The organism is Nonomuraea sp. NPDC049624, assembly GCF_040675255.1.
Lineage (GTDB): Bacteria > Actinomycetota > Actinomycetes > Streptosporangiales > Streptosporangiaceae > Nonomuraea.
Genome location: NZ_JBFAOR010000005.1, coordinates 324,250 through 342,090 on the forward strand (window position 1 = coordinate 324,250; position 17,841 = coordinate 342,090).

Consider the following 17,841-nt stretch of genomic DNA (forward strand, 5'->3'; position numbering starts at 1 on the left):
CGCTCGTTACGTACCTTGGGACGGTGTCCGTGTTCGCTCTTCCGCTCGGCGACGAGGCCGAGCTGCGCCCGCTGGAGCCCTGGCGGGCCCAGGAGTTCCTGGATCACATCGACCGCGCCCGCCCCCTGGTCGACCCGTGGATCCCGTGGGCCGCGCGCAGCACCGACCTGGCCTCGGCCACGGCCGTCCTGCAGCGCTACGCCGACGACCAGGCGGCCGACGGCGCCCGCATCTACGGGATCTGGCTGGCCGGCACGCTGGTCGGCGGCGTGATGTTCACCCGGTTCGAGGCAGTTTCGGGGGTGTGCGAGATCGGCTGCTGGCTGGAGCCGGCCGGCCAGGGCCGGGGGCTGGTGACCCGCGCCTGCCGGCTGCTGATCGACTGGGCGTTCGCCGAGCGCGGCATGGCGCGCGTGGAGTGGTGGGTCTCGCCGGGCAACACGCGCAGCATCGAGGTCGCGCGCCGGCTCGGCATGACCCGCGACGGCGTGCTGCGCAGGCGTTTCCCCCACCGGGGCGAACGGCACGACAGCGAGGTCTGGTCGCTGCTGGCCGACGAGGCGCCCGCCGGCGGCGTCAAGGCCGAGCTCGACCGGCTGATGGCGGCCTTCCTGGACGCCTTCACCAACACCGGCGGGCGCCGCCCGGACGTCGGCGCCGTCCGGGAGCTGTTCGTGCCGCAGGCGGTGATCGTCAACAACACCGGGCCGGAGCCTGTGGTGCACGACCTGGACGGTTTCGTCGAGCCCCGGCAGCGGATGCTGACCGACGGGACGCTGACGGAGTTCCGCGAGTGGGAGGTCGCCGAGCGCACCGAGATCTTCGGCTCGGTCGCCCAGCGGTTCAGCGACTACCGCAAGTCCGGCGTCCGGGACGGCGTGGAGTTCACGGGGGCGGGCCGCAAGACCACCCAGTTCGTCCGGACGCCCGCCGGGTGGCGGATGAGCTCGATGGCCTGGGACGACGAGTAGCTGCCGGTTCAGGCGGTCACCTTGTCCAGGAAGGCCCGCACGTTGGCATGCGTGCGGGCGGCCTTCTCGGCCGGCGTCAGCGACTCCTCCACCACGCCGGCGCCCGCGGCCTCCTTCTTGCCGCGCAGGTAGAGGGGGCAGGCCAGGTCGGCGCACAGGTACTGCCCGACGGTGTTGCCCTGGCGGCCGGCCTCGCCGGTGCGGCGGGCGGTCATGAGGGCGACGCCGCCGCTGGTGTGCGTGGTCAGGCAGAAGGAGCACATGCTGCGCGAGGTGAAGGAGCGCGAGCCGCCGGAGGTGACCCGCAGGGCGACGCCGACCAGGCAGCCGTCGGCCTCGGCCACCAGGTAGGCGCGCTCGGGGGCGCCGGGATCGCGCCAGCCGAGGAAGTCGAGGTCGTCCCAGGGCAGGTCGGCCAGGTCCTTGGGCAGGCCGGCGCGTTTGGCCTCGCCTTTGGAGCAGTTGATGAACGACGTGCGGATGTCGTGTTCGGTCAGGGGTCTCATGAGTGTGGAGGCTAGCTTTTCTTAACGGTAGTATGCAAATACTTAAAGGCTGTAAGAAAGGGTGCTGCCGTGGCCCGAGCGGGAGTGACCGTCGACCGCCTGACCAGGGCGGCCGCCGACCTGGCCGACGAGGTCGGCTTCCAGAACGTGACCGTCTCCGCGCTCGCCCGCGGCTTCGGCGTCAAGCCCGCGGCCCTGTACGCGCACGTCAAGGACATCCAGGAGCTGCGGGTCAGGGTGGCCGAGCTGGCCCTGGGCGAGATGGCCGACCGGGCCGCCGCCGCGCTGGCCGGCCGGTCGGGCAAGGAGGCGCTGGTGCCCTTCGCCGCGGCCTACCGCGGCTACGCCAAGGAACATCCGGGCCGGTACGCCGCCACCCAGCTGGAGCTGGACTCCGACGCGCTGGACGTCAGCGCGGGCCGCCGGCACGCGGAGCTGACGCGGGCCGTCCTGCGCGGCTACGACCTGTCCGAGCCCGACCAGACCGACGCGCTGCGCATGCTGAGCAGCACCCTGCACGGTTACGTGACCCTGGAGATGGCCGGCGGGTTCCGCCGCCATCCCCGCGAGGTGGACGCCTCCTGGTCCAGGGCCCTGGACGCCCTGGACGCGGTGCTCAGGAACTGGCCGCCGGCCTGAGCGCGGGGCCTGCCTTCAGGGGCGTTCCCTGGCGTACTTCAGGGGTGTTCAGGGGCGTTGCGTCGCGGTGCCTGCTGGCCGCGGCGCCGCCGGTGCCGCACAGTGGCCGGATGAGTGATGCGACGAAGGGCCAGGCCCTGTCCGGCGGCGTGGGCGGGGCGGCCGCGCTGGAGCCGCTGCTGCGTGAGGTGCTGGCCGCCCTGGCCGAGGGCGCGCGGCGGCGGGGCGGTCCGCTGCCCGCCCGCACGCCCCAGGAGCTGGCCGCCGAGGTGGCGCGGGCGTTCGCGGCGGAGGGCGAGCGGCTGGGGGCGCTGAGCGAGCTGCTGGCCTACGGGAGCGCTGATCCGGCCGACCCGTTCTGCGCGGCGCACCTGCACTGCCCGCCGCTGGCGGTGGCGGTGGCGGCCGATCTGGCGGTCTCGGCGCTCAACCCGTCGCTGGACTCCTGGGACCAGGCGCCGGCCGCGACCGCGCTGGAGACGTCGCTGCTGGCGGAGCTGGCCCGGCTGGTGGGGTTCGGGGCGGCCGCGGCCGGCGTGCTGACCTCGGGCGGCACCGAGTCCAACCTGATGGGCCTGATGCTGGCCAGGGACCTGGCGGTGGGCCGGTCGGCGGGCGTCCGGGCCGAGCTGTCGGGACTGCCGGGCGGGGGCCCGCGGCTGCGGATCTTCGCCTCCGAGGCCGCGCACTTCTCCACCCGGCGGGCCGCGGCGCTGCTCGGGCTGGGTGAGGACGCGGTCGTCGCCGTCCCGGTCGACCGGGAACTGCGCATGGACGCCGCAGCGCTGGCCGGGGCGCTGCGGGCGAGCGCCGGGCGCGGTGAGCTGCCGGTGGCGGTGGTGGCCACGGCGGGCACCACGGACACCGGGGCGATCGACCCGTTGCGCGCGTGCGCGTCGCTGGCCGCCGAGCACGGCGCCTGGCTGCACGTCGATGCCGCCTACGGCGGTGGCGCGCTGCTGTCGGACCGGCTGGCCCCGCTCCTGGACGGTCTCGCGCTGGCCGACTCGGTGTCGCTGGACTGGCACAAACTCGGCTGGCAGCCGGCCGCGGCAGGGGTGTTCCTGGTGCGCCGGGCCGAGACGTACGCCTCGCTGGCCCGGCGGGCGGCCTACCTCAACCCGGCCGACGACGAGGAGGCCGGGTACCCGAGTCTGCTGGGGTTGTCGCTGCGCACCACGCGCCGGGCCGACGCGTTCAAGATCCTGGTGACGCTGCGCACGCTGGGCCGGTCGGGGCTGGGCCGCCTGGTGGAGGCCTGCCACGACCTGGCCCGGCACGGCGCGGCGGCGGTGCGCGCCCATCGGCGGCTGGAGCTGCACGCCGATCCGGTGCTGACGGCGTTCCTGTTCCGGTACGTGCCGGCCGATCCGGCGCGCTCGGACGAGGTGAACGCGGGGCTGCGGCGCAGGCTGCTGCGGGAGGGCAGGGCGGTGGTGGGCCGGACCGAGCTGCCGGGGACCGGCCCGGGGCGGGTCCGGCTCAAGCTCACCCTGCTCAACCCGCACGCCACGCCGGGCGACCTGGACCGTCTGCTGGCCGTGGTCGCCGCGGCGGGCGAGGCCGAGGAGTCGGCCTCCTGACCCGGTTCGCGCCCGCCAGGGTCAGGTGAGCAGGGTGGACGGGTCGCGCTCCGGCGGCCCGGCGGGCCACCAGTGGCCGTCGTGCTCGGTGAAGGGGTACCAGCGGCCGTCGCGGCCGTAGCGGACCTGGCGGGGGCCGAGGGTCCAGCGGTTGCGCCAGGTCTCCAGCTGGGGCGGCGGGTCGCCGTCCCAGCCGGACTCCAGCAGCGCCTGGGCTCTGGCCAGGTCCTGGCGGGCCGGGGTCCAGGGGGTTTCCAGCACGTCGAGGCCGGGGGCGCCGCCGTACCGCCAGGCCTGGACGGCGGCGTCCAGGCCGAGGTCGAGGTCGTGCTCGGCGGCCAGGCGGACGCGGTCCTGGTATTCGGTCAGCGGTTCCAGGCGGCCGTGCAGCAGGATCTGGCGGGCGCGGCCGGCGGCGGAGGCGGCCAGCACGGCCAGGGCGGCCACGTCCACGCCGGGTGCGGGGTCGAGGGCGAGGGGGGTGAAGGCGGCCTCCCGCGGGGGCGGTTCGGGCAGCGGCGGCTCGCCGAGCGCGAAGGCCTGCGCGGCGGGCACCCCGCCGCCGGCGTCCTGCCCGGTGGCGCCGTCGCCGGGCGCGCGGGCGGGGGCCGGGACGGGCAGGTCGCGGTTCTGCAGGGCCTCGATCAGTTCCTGCTCGCCGCGTCCGCGCAGCAGCAGCAGGACGAACGGGTCGCCGTCCAGCAGCCAGGACGCCTGGTAGCACAGGGCGGCGGCGTGCTTGCAGGGGTGTCCCCAGTCGGGGCAGGAGCATTCGGGCTCCAGGTCGCCGACGGTGGGCAGCAGCGGCACGGCGGCGTCCTCGGCGGCCTCGACCAGGTCGTGCGGGACGTCGCGGTCGAGCAGGGCGGCGATGTGCCCGGCCTTGGCGGCGACCTGGTCCAGGAAACGTGCCCAGGCGGCGTCGGTGAGCTGTTCGACGCGGACGACGGTGTCGTACTCGTGTTCGGTGACGGCGGCCAGCCGGCCGGGGCTGACGGTGATCGGGCCGACCTGGCCGGTCTTGGCGTAGGCGCGGCCCTTGCGCAGCAGGGTCTGGTCGAGTGAGGTGTCCTCCAGGGCCTTGATCCACGCCTGGCCCCACCAGGTGGTGGCGAAGCGGGCGCCGGCGCGTTGCGGGGGGAAGGCGGCGAATCCTCGTACGGCGGTCATCTGAGCTCCACGAGTGCGGCGAGTTCGGCGTCGGTCAGCTCGGTGAAGGCGGCCTCGCCGGAGGCCAGGACGGCGTCGGCGAGCGAGCGCTTGGCGCCGAGCATGGCGGCGATGCGGTCCTCGATCGTGCCTTCGGCGATGAGGCGGTGCACCTGGACGGGCCTGGTCTGGCCGATGCGGTAGGCGCGGTCGGTGGCCTGGTCCTCCACCGCGGGGTTCCACCAGCGGTCGTAGTGGATGACGTGGTCGGCGCGGGTGAGGTTCAGGCCGGTGCCGGCGGCCTTGAGGGAGAGCAGGAAGACGGGGACGTGGCCGTCCTGGAAGCCGGCGACCAGCTCCTCGCGGCGGGCGACCGGGGTGCCGCCGTGCAGGAGCTGGGTGGCGACGCCGCGGCCGGACAGGTGGCGTTCCAGGAGCCTGGCCATGGCGACGTACTGGGTGAACACCAGCACGGCGCCGTCCTCGGCGACGATCGTGTCGACGAGCTCGTCCAGCAGTTCCAGCTTGCCCGAGCGGCCGGTCAGGCGGGGGGACGATTCGTGCAGGTAGTGGGCGGGGTGGTTGCAGATCTGTTTGAGGCCGGTCAGCAGTTTGACGATCAGGCCGCGCCGGGCCATGCCCTTGGCGTTCTCGATCTGGGTCATGCTCTCGCGGACGACGGCCTCGTACAGGGCGGCCTGTTCGGTGGTGAGGGGGACGGGCCGGTCGGTCTCGGTCTTGGGCGGCAGTTCGGGGGCGATGCCGGGGTCGCTCTTGCGGCGGCGCAGCAGGAACGGCCCGACGAGCCGGGCCAGCCGGGCGGCGGTGTCGGCGTCGCCGGACTCGACCGGTTTGGCCCAGCGGGCCCTGAAGCGGGTCAGGGGGCCGAGCAGGCCGGGGGTGGTCCAGTCGAGGATGGCCCACAGTTCGGACAGGTTGTTCTCCACGGGCGTGCCGGTGAGGGCGACGCGGGCGCCGGCGGGGATCTCGCGCAGCGCCTTGGCGGTGCTGGAGGCGGGGTTCTTGACGTGCTGGGCCTCGTCGGCGACCAGCAGCCCCCAGGGGTGGGCGCCCAGGGTGGCCGCGTCCAGGCGCATGGTGCCGTACGTGGTGAGCACGAACCCGTCGTCGGCCAGGGTGCGGGCGTTGCCGTGGTAGCGGCGGACCGGGACGCCGGGCGCGAACCTGGTGATCTCGCGTTCCCAGTTGCCCAGCAGCGAGGCGGGGCAGACCACGAGGGTGGGGCCGGTGCCGGCGCGGTGCAGGTGCAGCGCGATCAGGGTGATGGTCTTGCCCAGGCCCATGTCGTCGGCCAGGCAGCCGCCGAGGCCGAGCGAGGTCATCCTGGCCAGCCAGCGCAGCCCTTGGAGCTGGTAGTCGCGCAGGGTGGCGGCCAGGCCGGGCGGCGCCGGGACGGGTTCGGGGTCGGTGAGCCGGTCGCGCAGGTCGGCGAGCCAGGCGGTGGGTTCGACGGCGATCTGTTCGGGTTCGTCGCCGCCGTCGATCTCGACGGTGCCGGTCAGGGCCGCGCCGAGCGCCTGCAGGCCGGTCAGGGGCTTCAGGTCGCGCTGGCGGGCCTTGCGGGCCAGGGCGGGGTCGATGAGCACCCATTGGTCGCGCAGCCGTACGACGGGCCGGTGGGACTCGGCCAGCAGGTCCATCTCGGCGGCGGTCAGCGGGGCGCCGCCGAGCGCGAGCCGCCAGTTGAAGCTGGTCAGGTGGTGGCCGCCGAGGAAGGAGGGCAGGTCGGAGGGCGCGCTGTCGCGTTCGCCGACGACGGCCTGGGCGCTCAGGCCGCGGACCAGGGAGCGCGGCCAGTGGACCTCGACGCCGGCGGCGGCCAGCCGGTCGGCCGCGCCGGTCAGCAGGTCCGCCACGTCGCCGTCGGTGAGGGCGAGCTCGTCGGGCACGGCGTGCTCCAGCAGCCGTTCCAGGCGGGGCCAGGCGCGGGCGGCGCGGCGCAGGGCGAGGGTGACCTCGATCCTGGCGCGGGCGCCGAAGCCGGGGTCGCGGCCCTGCCACAGGTCGGCGGCGTCCAGGACGAGCGAGGGGTCGGCCAGGCCGTGCACCTGGACGACGGCCCGGAACTCGGCCTGGGCCAGGTCGTCGGCCTCCAGCCGGAGCGAGAGCCGCACGCCGGAGTCGAGCCCGGCCGAGACCTCCTCGGCCCAGGGCCGCAGGTGGGGCACCTTGACGGGCTTGACGGCGGCGAAGGCGGTGGTGCCGGTGGCGCGTACGGCTCCGGGCGAGCGCGGCATGGCGTCGGCCACGGCGTCGAGGAAGGCGCGGACCAGGGGCTCGGCGTCGGGCAGCAGCAGGTCGCCCACGGGGATGGCGCGGGCGGCGGCGGGCATGGCCGCGGCCAGCTCGCGCACGCGGCGGGCGTCGGCGGCGTCGAGGGGGCCGGCGCGCCAGGAGTCGTGGCCGTCGGGTGAGACGGCGGGCAGGATGCGGCCGCGGGTGACGAGCTGGAGGGCGACCAGCGCGACGGCGCCCCAGAACCGGGTGGCCGGGTGGGCGGCGGCGTCGGCGCGGGCCCTGGCCAGCACGGCGACGGCGTCGGCGACGGGGATCTGCGTGACGGCGCGCTCGCGGGCGCGGGGCCGGCCGTCGTCGCCTGGTTCGATCACCGTGGCCGTGCCGTCGCCCTGGTCGTCGAGGAAGACCAGGTGGCCGGACCTGGGGGGATCGCCGGGACGGAAGATCGCTGGGTGTCGCGCCAGATCCGGAAGAGCACTCATAGGCCGTACAGTGTACGGTACATCGGGGTGTGGTTTACCACAGAGCACATCGGCCGTCCGCCTCATTACCGCCATAACGGATCATTCGTAGCCTGGGGGACATGACGGATTGGTTGATTGCGTTGATGGAGAACCTCGGCGCCTTCGGGGCCGGGCTGGCGATCATGCTAGAGAACCTGTTCCCGCCGCTGCCCAGCGAAGTGATCCTGCCCCTGTCCGGCTTCACCGCCAGCAGGGGCGAGCTGGACCTGCTCGACGTGCTGGTGTGCACGACGCTCGGCTCGGTCGTCGGGGCGCTGGCCCTGTACGGGGTGGGCGCGCTGCTCGGCCGCCAGCGCACACTGGCCATCGCCGCCAAGCTGCCGCTGGTCAAGGTGACCGACATCGAGAAGACCGAGGCGTGGTTCCTGCGGCACGGCCGCAAGACCGTGTTCTTCGGCCGGATGATCCCCATCTTCCGGAGCCTGATCTCCGTGCCGGCGGGGGTGGAACGCATGCCGCTGGTGACGTTCACCCTGCTCACGACGGCCGGCAGCGCCATCTGGAACACCATCTTCGTGCTTGCGGGATACTTTCTCGGCGAGAACTGGTCGCTGGTCGAGGCGTACGTGGGGATCGGCACCTACGTGGTGATCGGCCTGGTGGCGCTGGCGATCGCGGTCTTCGTCGCGGTACGGCTGACGGAACGGCGTAAGGGAAGGCATGCGAACCGCCGCTGAGGGGCTGAGGGTGCTGGGCGCGGTGGTCCTGGGCGGGCTGACCGCCGTGGCCGGCGCGCTGTTCCTGCTGCTCACCCTGCCCTTCCTGGGCCGGCCGCGGGTTCGGGCGACAGCGGCGGCGCTGGCCGCCTTCGAGGCGCGCCGCCTGCGCCTGGACACCGCGGCGCTGGACGCGCTGTCGGGCTGGGACACCCGGCCGGCGCGCTACCTGGCCGCCAGGATCCCGGCCGGGGTGCTGGGCGGGCTGGTGGTGACGCTGCTGGTCCTGGGCGCGCGCACGGCGATCCTGCTGCTGGGGGCCTGGGCCCGCGGCGAGCCGTACGACGGGATGACGCCGACGCCGCCGCTGGTGCTGTACTTCCTGGTGGGCGGCTGCGTGTTGCTGTTCATCGCCGTGTCGGGGCTGGTGGGGGTGCACGCGCTGGAGCGGCGGCTGGCCGGGCGACTGCTGGGGCCCGACCGTACCGAGGCGCTGGAGCGCCGGATCGCCGAGCTGGCCGAGAGCCGGGCCGGGATCGTGGCCGCGGTCGACTCCGAGCGCCGCCGGATCGAGCGTGACCTGCACGACGGGCTGCAGCAGCGTCTGGTGGCCCTGTCGATGCTCATCGGACGGTCCCGGCGGGGGCGTCCCGAGCTGCTGGAGCAGGCGCACGAGCAGGCCCAGCAGGCGCTGGCCGAGCTGCGCGAGGTGGCCTGGCGGGTCTACCCGAGCGGGCTGGACTCCCTCGGGCTGGGCGAGGCGCTGGCCGGGGTGGCCGAACGCGCGGGCGTGCCGGTCAAGGTGGTGTGCGACCTGCCGGGCAGGCCGCCGATGGCGGTGGAGACGGCGGCGTACTTCGTGGTGAGCGAGGCGGTGACCAACGCCGCCAAGCACGCGGCCGCCACGATGGTGACGGTCGAGGTCAGGCAGGAGGACGACAGGGTGCTCGTACGGGTGAGCGACGACGGCACGGGCGGCGCGCGCCCCTCGGGAGGCGGCCTGTCGGGGCTGGCCCGGCGGGTGGCGGCGCTGGACGGCGCCTTCGAGGTGGTCAGCCCGCCCGGCGGCCCGACGACGGTGGCGGCGGGGCTGCCGTGCGGGTGATCCTGGCCGAGGACTCCACGCTGCTGCGCGAGGGTCTGGTCCGCCTGCTGGGCGAGGAGGGCCACGAGGTGCCGGCCGCCGTGAGCGACGGCGAGGCCCTGGTGGCGGCGGTGGCCGAGCACGCCCCCGACGTCGTGGTGGTCGACGTGCGCATGCCGCCGACCCACACCGACGAGGGGCTGCGGGCGGCGCTGGAGATCCGGCGGCGCTGGCCGCAGGTCAAGGTGCTGGTGTTGTCGCAGTACGTGGAGAAGCGGTACGCCGCCGAGCTGATGAGCGCCGACGTCGAGGGCGTGGGCTATCTGCTGAAGGACCGGGTGGCGCAGGTCGGCGACTTCCTGGACGCGCTGGAGCGGGTGGCGGCGGGCGGGGCGGCCTTCGACCCGGAGGTGGTGCGGCAGTTGCTGGCCCGTACCACGCAGGTCGATCCGCTGGCCCGGCTGACCGCGCGCGAGCGGGAGGTGCTGGAGCGTATGGCCCAGGGCATGACCAACGCCTCGATCGCCGGGCAGTTGCACGTGTCGCAGAGCGCGGTGGAGAAGCACGTCAACTCGCTGTTCGACAAGCTGGGCCTGTCGCACGCCAGCGGGTACAGCCGCCGGGTGCTGGCCGTCCTGCACTTCCTGAAGTCCTGAAGGGGGCTTCGTGCGTCCGCGCGTCTTTCGTCACGAGGATCTGCCGCGGCTGCGGCAGGTCCTGTCGGGGTGGATCGCCGAGGCCGGGCGGTGCGGTTACGACCACGCCGGTGAGCTGCCGCACCGCGTCTATGACAACCTGCGTGACCGCCGTCCGGCCGCCGAGCTGGTCCGGCTGTGGGAGGACGCCGGCGGTCTGGCCGGGATCGCGATCCTGCTGCGGTTCGGCTGCGCCTTCGACGTCTTCGCCGCGCCCCGGCTGCGCGGCGGGCCGGCGGAGCTGGACATGCTGGAGTGGGCGGCCCGCTGCCCGAGCCGGGCGCGCCGGCCGGGTTCGAGGTGCGGCACGCCGTGCCGGAGGACGCGCCGGGCCTGGGTGAGGCGCGTAACGCGGCGTTCGGCGATGACTGGACCGGGCCGCTCTACCGTTCGGCGGTGATGGAGCGGCCCGGCTACGACCCGGCCGACGAGATCGTGGTCCAGGCGCCGGACGGCCGGATCGCGGCCTTCGCGCTCGGCTGCCTCGACGGGCGCAACGCGACCGGTCACTTCGAGCCGGTCGGCACCCATCCGGCGTTCCGGCGGCGGGGCCTGGCGCGGGCGGCGATGCTGCACGCGAAGCGCCGCATGCGGGCGCTGAGCATGACGGCGGTGACGGTGAACCACGACGCCGGCAACGTGGCCGCCCGCGAGCTGTACCGTTCGCTGGGCTTCCGCCGCCGGCACGAGACCTTCGGCTATCGCCGTCCGGCCGGCTGATCGGCCTGCTTGCCGTCGATCCGGCCCAGGGGGTGGGGGGCCGATGCCAGGGCGGCGCGGGCGGCGGGCCAGGCGGGGTCGCCGGGGTTCAGGGCGCTGCGGAGGTAGGCGGTGGTGAGCTGCTGCAGCAGGGCCAGGCGTTCGGGGTGCTCGTCGGTGGTCTCGGCGACGTGGTCTCCGGCGACGCCGCCCAGGGTGTGCTCGGCGCCGAACAGCGTCAGCAGGCTCTTGTCGCCGGGGCTGTGGTGGTAGCCGTCGGTGAACCAGTCGGGTCCGCGTGTCGTCAGGGGTGAGTCGTCCTTGTCGCCGGCGACCAGCAGGGCCGGGGTGGTCATGAACGCGAAGGCGGGGTTCATGAAGGGGAAGTGCTCGGCGGCGAAGGGTGACAGGTCCTGGCCGCCGGCGCCAGGCAGGGCGAGCAGCACGCCGGCCGTGACGCGCGGGTCGGACAGGTCCTCCCCGGGGCGGCCGTGGGCGTCCAGGACGCGGGCGCCGAGCAGCATGCTGGCGCTGTGGGCTCCCCAGGAGTGCCCGGCGACGGCGACGCGGCCGCGGTCCAGGCGTCCGGCCAGGCCCGGCAGGGCTTTTTCCAGGACGTCGAGGCCGTCGATGACGCGCCTGAGGTCGTCGACCCTGGTGCGCCAGATGTGGGGGGTGCGGGGGTCGTCGGCGGGGAGGGCGAGGGTGCGGGAGTCGAGGTGGGTGGGTTGCACGACGGCGAAGCCGTGGGCGGCCCAGAAGTCGGTCAGGGGGGCGTAGCCGTCCATGGACCAGCCATGGCCGTGGGACAGGACGACGACGGGCAGCCGGTCGCCGGTGGCGGGGGCCGAGACGCGGACCTGGAGGTCCTGGCCCCGTCCGGGGGCGGGCAGGACGACCGGCCTGACCGACACGACGGGGGTGGGTGATGCGGGCATGGTGGTGCCTTCCGGGTGAGTTGCCGCAGGTGGGCGCGGGAGAGGGCAGGGCTTGGCCGTCGGGCCGCAGCTCTGGCATGATGTGTGCAAATGGGACCGTGTCCCGTTTTCGACGATACGGGACCGTGTCCCGTTTAGCAATCCGACCCTGGGAGGAACGGCGTGGAGGAGTCGCGTCCCAAACGTGCCGACGCGCGGCGCAACGAGGAGAACCTGCTGCGCGCGGCCGCCGCCGTGTTCGTCGCCTCGGGCGTGGAGGCGCCGATCCGCGACATCGCGGCGAAGGCCGGCGTCGGCACCGCCACGATCTACCGCCATTTCCCCACCCGGGCCGACCTCGTCATCGCCGTCTACCGGCACCAGGTGGAGTCCTGCGCGCAGGCCGGCCCGGCCCTGCTGGCCGCCGCTGCGAGCCCGTACGCGGCGCTGCGGCAGTGGATCGGCCTGTTCGTCGACTTCCTGGTCACCAAGCACGGGCTGGCCGCGGTGCTGCAGCCGGACAACACCGGCTTCCAGGCGCTGCACGCCTACTTCCTCGACCGCCTGGTGCCGGTGTGCGCCCAGTTGCTGCAGGCCGCGGCGGCCGCCGGCGAGATCCGCGACGACCTGGACGCCTTCGAGCTCATGCGCGGCGTGGGGAACCTGTGCATCGGGGCCGAGGCCGATCCCCGGTACGACGCCCGCCGCCTGGTCGGGCTCCTGGTCGCCGGGATCGGCCGGGAAGGAAGACCTTAAGAGATCCGTAAGCCGGCCCGGCCAGACTTCAGGCACATCCCGAGACGCCATGGAGAACCATCATGAGGAAGATCAGCGCCAACCTGTTCATCTCGCTCGACGGCGTCGTCCAGGAGCCGGCGGAGTGGCACTTCCCGTACTTCAACGACGAGATGGGCGCGGCGGTGACGGCGCAGATGGCCGACACGCTGCTGCTGGGGCGCAAGACGTACGACAGCTTCGCCGGGGCGTGGCCCGAGCGTGAGACGGCCGGCGGCGAGGACGCCGACTTCGCCCGCACGATCGGCGACGCGCGCAAGATCGTGGTCTCCCGCCAGCCGCTGGAGTTCACCTGGCGCAACTCCGAGCTGCTGCAGGGCGACCTGGTCAAGGGCGTGACGGCGCTGAAGGCCGAGCCGGGCGGCCCGATCGCGATGAGCGGCTCGGTCTCGGTGGTGCGGCAGTTGCTGTCCGCCGGGCTGCTGGACGAGCTGCACCTGCTGGTGCACCCGATCGCGGTGCGCAGGGGCGAGCGGCTGTTCGAGGAGGGCGACAGCTCGATCCCGCTGGAGCTGGTCAGCTCGCAGACGTTCACCACGGGCGTGCTGTACCTGGTCTACCGGCCGGCCGGGGCGGCCGGCGAGGGCTCCTACGACGACGCCAAGACCCACCTGCCCCAGGACGTCCGGTAACGCGGCTGTCACAGGCCCGGCATCGCCTCCGGCGGGCCGGGCCTGTGGTGTGCGCGGGGTCAGCGGGCCGGCAGGTCGTCCAGCTCGGCGGCGAAGAGCAGGGCGGGGTCGAAGCCCATGCCGGCGAAGTGGCCGGCCAGTTCCAGGGACAGCACGCCGTGGACCCGGGTCCAGAAGCTGAGCGCCCGGTGCAGGACGGCGGGCGGGGCGGGGTGGTCGCCGGCCCAGTCGCGGTGGGTGGCCAGGTGGTGGTCGAGCGGGGTTTCGGGGCGCCGGGGCGGGGTCGTCGTCGAGGCGGCGTCGAGCAGGAGGGTCATGATCTGGGAGGAGATGGCGGTGATGTCGTCGGGGGCGTGGTAGCCGGGGACGGGGGTGCCGTAGATGAGCAGGTAGCGCTGGGGGTCACGCAGGGCCCAGGCACGTACGGCGTGAGCCAGCACGACCAGCCCCCCACCCCCCTCTTCGCTGCCCTTTTCGGCGGCCTTTTCGACGGCCTTTTCGGCGGCTGAGCGGAGGGTGTCGGCGAGGCTGCGGTAGGCGTCGCGGATGAGTTCGGTGATCAGCTCGTCGCGGTTGGCGTAGTAGCGGTAGAGCGCGGGGCCGCTCATGCCCATCTGCTTGGCGATCGCGTTGAGGGACAGCGCAGAGGCTCCCGTCGTGGCGATCTGCTGCCAGGCGCGCTCCTTGATCTCGGCGCGGATCTGGGCGCGGTAGCGCTCGCGCGGGGTCGCCGTGCCGGTGTCCGCCATGCGTTGCCGCCTTCCGCCGCTATACCCAGGAGATTTAGTTAGAGGCTATCACGAACGTTGTTGACACTCCCTCCGCCGTCCGGTTATAACTTCTAACGAACGCATGAGCATCTATCTGTTCGTGTTCGTCCAGGTGAAGGGGAACGTCATGACCACGTACCAGCCGTCCGCCCGTCGTCGTACGCCGGTGGCGGTGAGCGTCGCCGCCTGGGCGGTCCCCGTCCTGATCGTCGGCCAGTTCGCGCTGCTGGCGATCGTTCCGGTCACGGTCGTGCTGGTCGGCGCGCTGCGTCACGCCCAGGACCGGCTGGTTCGGTGGGCGGCCGTGCTCGTCGCCCTGGCCTACGCGGCGCCGCTGGCCGTGTGGGTGGTCCGGCCCGGCGGCGCGCCGAGCCTGTCGAAGGACATGCATCCCGCCTTCGCCGTGCTGATCGTCGCCGCCTGCGCCGCGCTCGTCGCGGCCGTCGTGCGGACCGGACGGCGCTGACGGTCTCCCCGGCCGGCCCCCTTCTTCGATCCCTCAACGAGAGGAACACCATGTCCAGTAACGTCCGCGTCGCCTCGATGCTGATCCCGCTCGCCGTGGCCGGCGTCCTGGCGGGCAACGTCCCGGCCGCCACCGCCGCCGCCCACGCCGCCGCCGGCGCGGCCCGGTGCCAGGGGGAGGGGGTCGACGCCTCCGCCCGCATCCGCTACCGGGCCGACATCGTGATCAAGGCTCCGCTGAGCAGGGTCTTCGGTCTGCAGACGCGGGTGGAGCAGTGGCCCGACTGGCAGCAGCCGGTCCTGTCCAGCAAGCGCCTCGACCGCGGCCCGCTGCGTCCCGGCTCGTCGTGGCGGTGGAGCACGCCCGCTCCGGCCACCGCCACCACCCCGGCCACCACCATGCACATCACCTCCACCCTCCGGCGCGTCAAGCGCGAGGCCTGCCTGCTGTGGAGCGGGCCGGCGGCCGGCACGGGCGTGCGCATCGACCGGGGCGTGCACCTGTGGACGTTCACCCAGGTCAAGGGCGGTGTGCGCGTGCACACCGAGGAGACCTGGACCGGCGGTCAGGTCGAGGCCGACGTGGCCACCGCCACCGAGCTCCTCGGCGCGGGGCTGCGGGCATGGCTGCGCGACCTGAAGGCCGCCGCGGAGTCCCGCTGACCGCCCGCGCGATGTGACGGGCGCCACTGCTCCCGGATGTCACGCGGCGGCGGCGACCGGCGTCTGGTGCGTGTGGCAAGGTCGAGAACCGACAGGCGGGAGCAGATGATGGACACCAGCGCCGAACCGGCGGACCAGGCCGACAGCGCGACGCGGGCCTTCGTCGAGCATCGCAACCTGCTGTTCACCGTCGCCTACGAGATGCTGGGCTCGGCCGCCGACGCCGAGGACATCCTGCAGGAGACCTGGCTGCGGTGGGCGTCGGTCGAGCTGGAGTCCGTGCGTGACCGGCGCGCGTTCCTGGTCCGCATGGTGACGAGGAAGGCGCTGACGCGACTGCGCACGATGCGCCGCCGCAAGGAGTCCTACGTCGGGCCGTGGCTGCCCGAGCCGCTGCTGACCTCGCCGGACGTGGCCGAGGACGTCGAGCTGGCCGAGAGCGTCTCGATGGCCATGCTGCTGGTGCTGGAGACGCTCCATCCCACCGAGCGCGCGGTGTTCGTGCTGCGCGAGGTGTTCGGCCTGGAGTACGACGAGATCGGCGAAGCCGTCGGCAAGACCCCGGCGACGGTGCGGCAGATCGCCCACCGCGCCCGGGGGCACGTGGCCGCACGCCGTCCCCGGGCGAGCGTCTCGGCCGAGCAGGCGCGTCAGACGCTGGCGGCCTTCCAGAGCGCGATCGAGACCGGCGACCTGCAGCGTCTGCTCGACCTGCTGGCTCCTGACGTGGTCCTGCTGACCGACGGCGGCGGCGTGGTGCGGGCGGCGCTCGCGCCGATCGAGGGCGCGGTCACGGTGGCCGGGGTGCTGGCCAGGCTCGCCGGCCCGGCCCGGTTGCGCCCGGCCCACGTCAACGGTCATCCGGCGCTGCTCGTCGACCTCGACGGCGAGATCGACAGCGTCGTGGCGATCCGGCTGGACGGCGGCCTCATCAGCGGCCTGTACGCCGTGCGCAATCCCGGCAAGTTGTCCCGCATCGGACACGAGACCGTCGTGAGCCGCTGACGGGCCGCGCGGAAATCCGGGTGCGGCAGCCGCCCGCCGCCGCCGATCATGACCGGTATGGAAACGTGTGCGTTCTGCGAGATCGTCGCCGGGCGGGCGGCGGCGAGCGTGGTCTTCGGCGACGACGACGTCCTGGTGATCCTCGACCGTCACCCGGCCACCCCCGGTCACGTCCTGGTGATCCCGCGCGCGCACGTCGCGGGCCTGGCCGAGGCCGGTGACGCGATCGGCGGGCCGATCTGGCGGGCGGCGCGGCGGGTGGCGGCCGCGCTGCGGGCCTCGGGGCTGCGGTGCGAGGGGGTGCGGCTGTCGCTGGCCGACGGCGAGGCCGCCGGCCAGGAGGTCTTCCATCTTCACCTGCACGTGGTGCCGCGCTTCGCGGGCGACGGCGTGGTGGTCGGCGCCGAGTGGCGCAGCCGCTCGCGCGCCCGGCTCGACCAGGACGCGGCGCTGATCCGGGCCGCGCTGCCCCGCTGAGGCGGGGGCCTATGGCGTGATCGGCAGGTTGTCATGCTCCCGGCATGTTCCGCGAGGCCCGGCCTGACGACTTCGAGCACGTCGTCCGCCTCTACCGGCAGTTGCAGCCGGACGACCCCGAGGTCGCGGACGGCTCCGAGGCGGCGGTCTTCCGGCAGATCCTCGCATCCCCGGCGCTGCGTCTCTTCGTGCTCGAACTGGACGGGTCCGTCGTCGCGACGACCTATCTCAACGTGATCCCCAACCTCACCCGGTCGGCCTCGCCGTACGCCGTGATCGAGAACGTCGTGATCGAGAACGTCGTCGTCGAGGCGTCACGGCGGGGCGCCGGGCTGGGCAAGCAGATCATGGCCGCCACCCTCCAGGCCGCGTGGGAGGCCGGCTGTTACAAGGCGATGCTGATGACGAGCTCGCGCCGGCCTGCGGCCCACGCCTTCTACCGCGCCTGCGGCTTCTCCGGCGGCGCCAAGCGCGCGTACGTGGCCCGCCCCTCCTGACGGGCCGCCGCCTGGGCGGGGCGCGGCCGTCACAGGGAGCGTTCGAGGAAGCCGAGGATCATGCGGGCCAGGGCGACCCGGTGGTCCGACAGGGCGTGGTCGGTGGGCAACAGGTGGTCTTCGAGGCGTTCGACGGGGTGTGCCCGGTAGGCGGCGACCAGCGGATCGTGGTGCACTTCGTGCGGCGTGACGACGTCGTGGCCGGTGCCGGCGAGCAGCACGGGGCGGGTGGCCAGCCGGGGCGCGAGCCGGGCCAGCCGCCAGGCGTCGCCGTTCGCCTCCATCTCGCCGACCAGCGCCTGCCCGCTGGTGCCGCGCAGGGGGGCCAGCTCGCCGTCGAACGCCTTGACGTACCCGGCCCGCACCTCGGCGTCGGCGCGGCACAGCGCGGCGGCCACACCGAGGTCGAACGCGGCGACGGAGGCGACGGCGGTCACGGAGGGGTCGGCCGCGGCCGTCATCAGGGCCGCGAACCCGCCCATGCTGTGGCCGACCAGTGCCAGTCGCCGCGGGTCGAGCCGGTGGGCGGCGGCCAGGCCGGGCAGCGCGGCGACGACGGCGGCGGCGTCCTGCAGCACGTGTCCCCAGGACCAGGCGCCGCCCACGCCCCATGATCCGCGGTAGTGGAACACCAGGGCGGCGTAGCCGGCGCGGCGCAGCGTCTGGGCGAGGTCGAAGTTGCGCTCGTTGCCGGGGAATCCGTGCAGCAGCACGACGACGGGGTGCGGGCCGCGTCCGGCGGGCAGGTGCAGCACGCCGAGCAGGCGCTCGCCGCCGCTGTCGAACGTCACCTGCGGTGTGGTGGCCGGGAAGTCGGGGTCGCGCGGCGGGTCGGCGGCAAGCGGATCAAACACG

General features: G+C 74.1%; 21 protein-coding genes. 15 read left to right on the forward strand and 6 right to left on the reverse strand.

Annotated features, from left to right (window positions below; translation table 11 throughout):
• The first annotated feature begins 23 nt into the window (after positions 1-23).
• Positions 24-971 carry a GNAT family N-acetyltransferase gene (locus tag AB0J76_RS22375; protein ID WP_352325579.1) on the forward strand — a complete coding sequence of 316 codons (948 nt, stop codon included), beginning with the start codon at positions 24-26 and terminating at the stop codon, positions 969-971.
• An 8-nt stretch (positions 972-979) separates the two neighbouring features.
• Here AB0J76_RS22375 and AB0J76_RS22380 read toward each other — a convergent pair whose 3' ends face one another.
• On the reverse strand, positions 980-1,477 hold the full coding sequence (locus tag AB0J76_RS22380) for an FBP domain-containing protein (protein WP_352325578.1): 498 nt from the start codon (positions 1,475-1,477) through the stop codon (positions 980-982).
• 69 nt (positions 1,478-1,546) lie between these two features.
• Between AB0J76_RS22380 and AB0J76_RS22385 the strand changes: the two genes are divergently transcribed.
• Together AB0J76_RS22385 and AB0J76_RS22390 are read left to right on the forward strand one after the other, a co-directional pair.
• Entirely contained in the window at positions 1,547-2,116 is a 570-nt protein-coding gene (locus tag AB0J76_RS22385) for a WHG domain-containing protein (RefSeq protein WP_352325576.1), read from the forward strand.
• A 110-nt stretch (positions 2,117-2,226) separates the two neighbouring features.
• A complete protein-coding gene (locus AB0J76_RS22390) occupies positions 2,227-3,699 on the forward strand; it encodes a pyridoxal-dependent decarboxylase (RefSeq protein ID WP_352325575.1) in 1,473 nt (490 codons plus the stop codon).
• Between the two features lie 21 nt (positions 3,700-3,720).
• Here AB0J76_RS22390 and AB0J76_RS22395 read toward each other — a convergent pair whose 3' ends face one another.
• Positions 3,721-4,869 (reverse strand): SWIM zinc finger family protein, encoded by a 1,149-nt coding sequence (locus AB0J76_RS22395; protein ID WP_352325574.1) that lies wholly within the window; start codon positions 4,867-4,869, stop codon positions 3,721-3,723.
• Entirely contained in the window at positions 4,866-7,589 is a 2,724-nt protein-coding gene (locus AB0J76_RS22400) for a DEAD/DEAH box helicase (RefSeq protein WP_352325573.1), read from the reverse strand. Before AB0J76_RS22400 ends, AB0J76_RS22395 begins: the two co-directional genes overlap by 4 nt.
• Positions 7,590-7,690: 101 nt before the next feature.
• Here AB0J76_RS22400 and AB0J76_RS22405 point away from each other — a divergent pair, with 101 nt between their 5' ends.
• From AB0J76_RS22405 to AB0J76_RS22425, 5 genes are read left to right on the forward strand one after another with little or no spacing between them, the layout of a single operon-like run.
• Complete coding sequence (locus AB0J76_RS22405; RefSeq protein ID WP_352325571.1) at positions 7,691-8,308, forward strand: DedA family protein; 618 nt, start codon at positions 7,691-7,693, stop codon at positions 8,306-8,308.
• Positions 8,292-9,392 carry a histidine kinase gene (locus AB0J76_RS22410; RefSeq protein ID WP_352325569.1) on the forward strand — a complete coding sequence of 367 codons (1,101 nt, stop codon included), beginning with the start codon at positions 8,292-8,294 and terminating at the stop codon, positions 9,390-9,392. The genes AB0J76_RS22405 and AB0J76_RS22410 overlap by 17 nt, the downstream gene beginning before the upstream one ends.
• Positions 9,383-10,027 (forward strand): response regulator transcription factor, encoded by a 645-nt coding sequence (locus tag AB0J76_RS22415; RefSeq protein ID WP_352325567.1) that lies wholly within the window; start codon positions 9,383-9,385, stop codon positions 10,025-10,027. Before AB0J76_RS22410 ends, AB0J76_RS22415 begins: the two co-directional genes overlap by 10 nt.
• 10 nt (positions 10,028-10,037) lie before the next feature.
• Positions 10,038-10,466 (forward strand): hypothetical protein, encoded by a 429-nt coding sequence (locus AB0J76_RS22420; protein ID WP_352325566.1) that lies wholly within the window; start codon positions 10,038-10,040, stop codon positions 10,464-10,466.
• Positions 10,466-10,786 (forward strand): GNAT family N-acetyltransferase, encoded by a 321-nt coding sequence (locus tag AB0J76_RS22425; protein ID WP_352325587.1) that lies wholly within the window; start codon positions 10,466-10,468, stop codon positions 10,784-10,786. Before AB0J76_RS22420 ends, AB0J76_RS22425 begins: the two co-directional genes overlap by 1 nt.
• On the opposite strand, the gene AB0J76_RS22430 is transcribed toward AB0J76_RS22425, so the two are convergent.
• A complete protein-coding gene (locus AB0J76_RS22430) occupies positions 10,765-11,703 on the reverse strand; it encodes a chlorophyllase (protein ID WP_352325565.1) in 939 nt (312 codons plus the stop codon). The two genes, AB0J76_RS22425 and AB0J76_RS22430, sit on opposite strands and share 22 nt — an antisense overlap.
• Positions 11,704-11,865: 162 nt before the next feature.
• Here AB0J76_RS22430 and AB0J76_RS22435 point away from each other — a divergent pair, with 162 nt between their 5' ends.
• Complete coding sequence (locus tag AB0J76_RS22435; RefSeq protein ID WP_352325564.1) at positions 11,866-12,438, forward strand: helix-turn-helix domain-containing protein; 573 nt, start codon at positions 11,866-11,868, stop codon at positions 12,436-12,438.
• Positions 12,439-12,500: 62 nt separating this feature from the next.
• Positions 12,501-13,109 (forward strand): dihydrofolate reductase family protein, encoded by a 609-nt coding sequence (locus tag AB0J76_RS22440; RefSeq protein ID WP_352325563.1) that lies wholly within the window; start codon positions 12,501-12,503, stop codon positions 13,107-13,109.
• 59 nt (positions 13,110-13,168) lie between these two features.
• Here AB0J76_RS22440 and AB0J76_RS22445 read toward each other — a convergent pair whose 3' ends face one another.
• On the reverse strand, positions 13,169-13,858 hold the full coding sequence (locus AB0J76_RS22445; RefSeq protein WP_352325561.1) for a TetR/AcrR family transcriptional regulator: 690 nt from the start codon (positions 13,856-13,858) through the stop codon (positions 13,169-13,171).
• 103 nt (positions 13,859-13,961) lie between these two features.
• On the opposite strand from AB0J76_RS22445, the gene AB0J76_RS22450 reads away from it, so the two are divergent.
• The 5 genes from AB0J76_RS22450 (at position 13,962) to AB0J76_RS22470 (ending at position 16,986) form a co-directional block, all read left to right on the forward strand.
• Complete coding sequence (locus tag AB0J76_RS22450; RefSeq protein WP_352325560.1) at positions 13,962-14,345, forward strand: hypothetical protein; 384 nt, start codon at positions 13,962-13,964, stop codon at positions 14,343-14,345.
• A 50-nt stretch (positions 14,346-14,395) separates the two neighbouring features.
• Positions 14,396-15,007, forward strand: a complete 612-nt coding sequence (locus tag AB0J76_RS22455) for an SRPBCC family protein (RefSeq protein WP_352325559.1) — start codon at positions 14,396-14,398, stop codon at positions 15,005-15,007.
• 108 nt (positions 15,008-15,115) lie between these two features.
• On the forward strand, positions 15,116-16,012 hold the full coding sequence (locus AB0J76_RS22460; protein WP_352325585.1) for an RNA polymerase sigma-70 factor: 897 nt from the start codon (positions 15,116-15,118) through the stop codon (positions 16,010-16,012).
• Between the two features lie 57 nt (positions 16,013-16,069).
• Positions 16,070-16,489: an HIT family protein gene (locus tag AB0J76_RS22465; RefSeq protein WP_364390326.1), complete on the forward strand. Its 420-nt coding sequence runs from the start codon at positions 16,070-16,072 to the stop codon at positions 16,487-16,489.
• A 44-nt stretch (positions 16,490-16,533) separates the two neighbouring features.
• Positions 16,534-16,986, forward strand: coding sequence for a GNAT family N-acetyltransferase (locus tag AB0J76_RS22470; RefSeq protein ID WP_352329629.1), 453 nt, complete (start codon positions 16,534-16,536; stop codon positions 16,984-16,986).
• Between the two features lie 29 nt (positions 16,987-17,015).
• Here the strand turns inward: AB0J76_RS22470 and AB0J76_RS22475 are convergent, their stop codons facing one another.
• Positions 17,016-17,840: an alpha/beta fold hydrolase gene (locus tag AB0J76_RS22475; protein ID WP_352329631.1), complete on the reverse strand. Its 825-nt coding sequence runs from the start codon at positions 17,838-17,840 to the stop codon at positions 17,016-17,018.
• Position 17,841 lies beyond the last annotated feature (1 nt).

Bases quoted from the DNA above. Each gene is read 5' to 3' on its own strand.
- AB0J76_RS22380 (WP_352325578.1), bottom strand. From the start codon at position 1,477: ATGAGACCCCTGACCGAACACGACATCCGCACGTCGTTCATCAACTGC.
- AB0J76_RS22390 (WP_352325575.1), top strand. From the start codon at position 2,227: ATGAGTGATGCGACGAAGGGCCAGGCCCTGTCCGGCGGCGTGGGCGGG.
- AB0J76_RS22395 (WP_352325574.1), bottom strand. From the start codon at position 4,869: ATGACCGCCGTACGAGGATTCGCCGCCTTCCCCCCGCAACGCGCCGGC.
- AB0J76_RS22400 (WP_352325573.1), bottom strand. From the start codon at position 7,589: ATGAGTGCTCTTCCGGATCTGGCGCGACACCCAGCGATCTTCCGTCCC.
- AB0J76_RS22405 (WP_352325571.1), top strand. From the start codon at position 7,691: ATGACGGATTGGTTGATTGCGTTGATGGAGAACCTCGGCGCCTTCGGG.
- AB0J76_RS22410 (WP_352325569.1), top strand. From the start codon at position 8,292: ATGCGAACCGCCGCTGAGGGGCTGAGGGTGCTGGGCGCGGTGGTCCTG.
- AB0J76_RS22425 (WP_352325587.1), top strand. From the start codon at position 10,466: ATGGAGCGGCCCGGCTACGACCCGGCCGACGAGATCGTGGTCCAGGCG.
- AB0J76_RS22430 (WP_352325565.1), bottom strand. From the start codon at position 11,703: ATGCCCGCATCACCCACCCCCGTCGTGTCGGTCAGGCCGGTCGTCCTG.
- AB0J76_RS22440 (WP_352325563.1), top strand. From the start codon at position 12,501: ATGAGGAAGATCAGCGCCAACCTGTTCATCTCGCTCGACGGCGTCGTC.
- AB0J76_RS22445 (WP_352325561.1), bottom strand. From the start codon at position 13,858: ATGGCGGACACCGGCACGGCGACCCCGCGCGAGCGCTACCGCGCCCAG.
- AB0J76_RS22450 (WP_352325560.1), top strand. From the start codon at position 13,962: ATGAGCATCTATCTGTTCGTGTTCGTCCAGGTGAAGGGGAACGTCATG.
- AB0J76_RS22455 (WP_352325559.1), top strand. From the start codon at position 14,396: ATGTCCAGTAACGTCCGCGTCGCCTCGATGCTGATCCCGCTCGCCGTG.
- AB0J76_RS22460 (WP_352325585.1), top strand. From the start codon at position 15,116: ATGGACACCAGCGCCGAACCGGCGGACCAGGCCGACAGCGCGACGCGG.
- AB0J76_RS22465 (WP_364390326.1), top strand. From the start codon at position 16,070: ATGGAAACGTGTGCGTTCTGCGAGATCGTCGCCGGGCGGGCGGCGGCG.
- AB0J76_RS22470 (WP_352329629.1), top strand. From the start codon at position 16,534: ATGTTCCGCGAGGCCCGGCCTGACGACTTCGAGCACGTCGTCCGCCTC.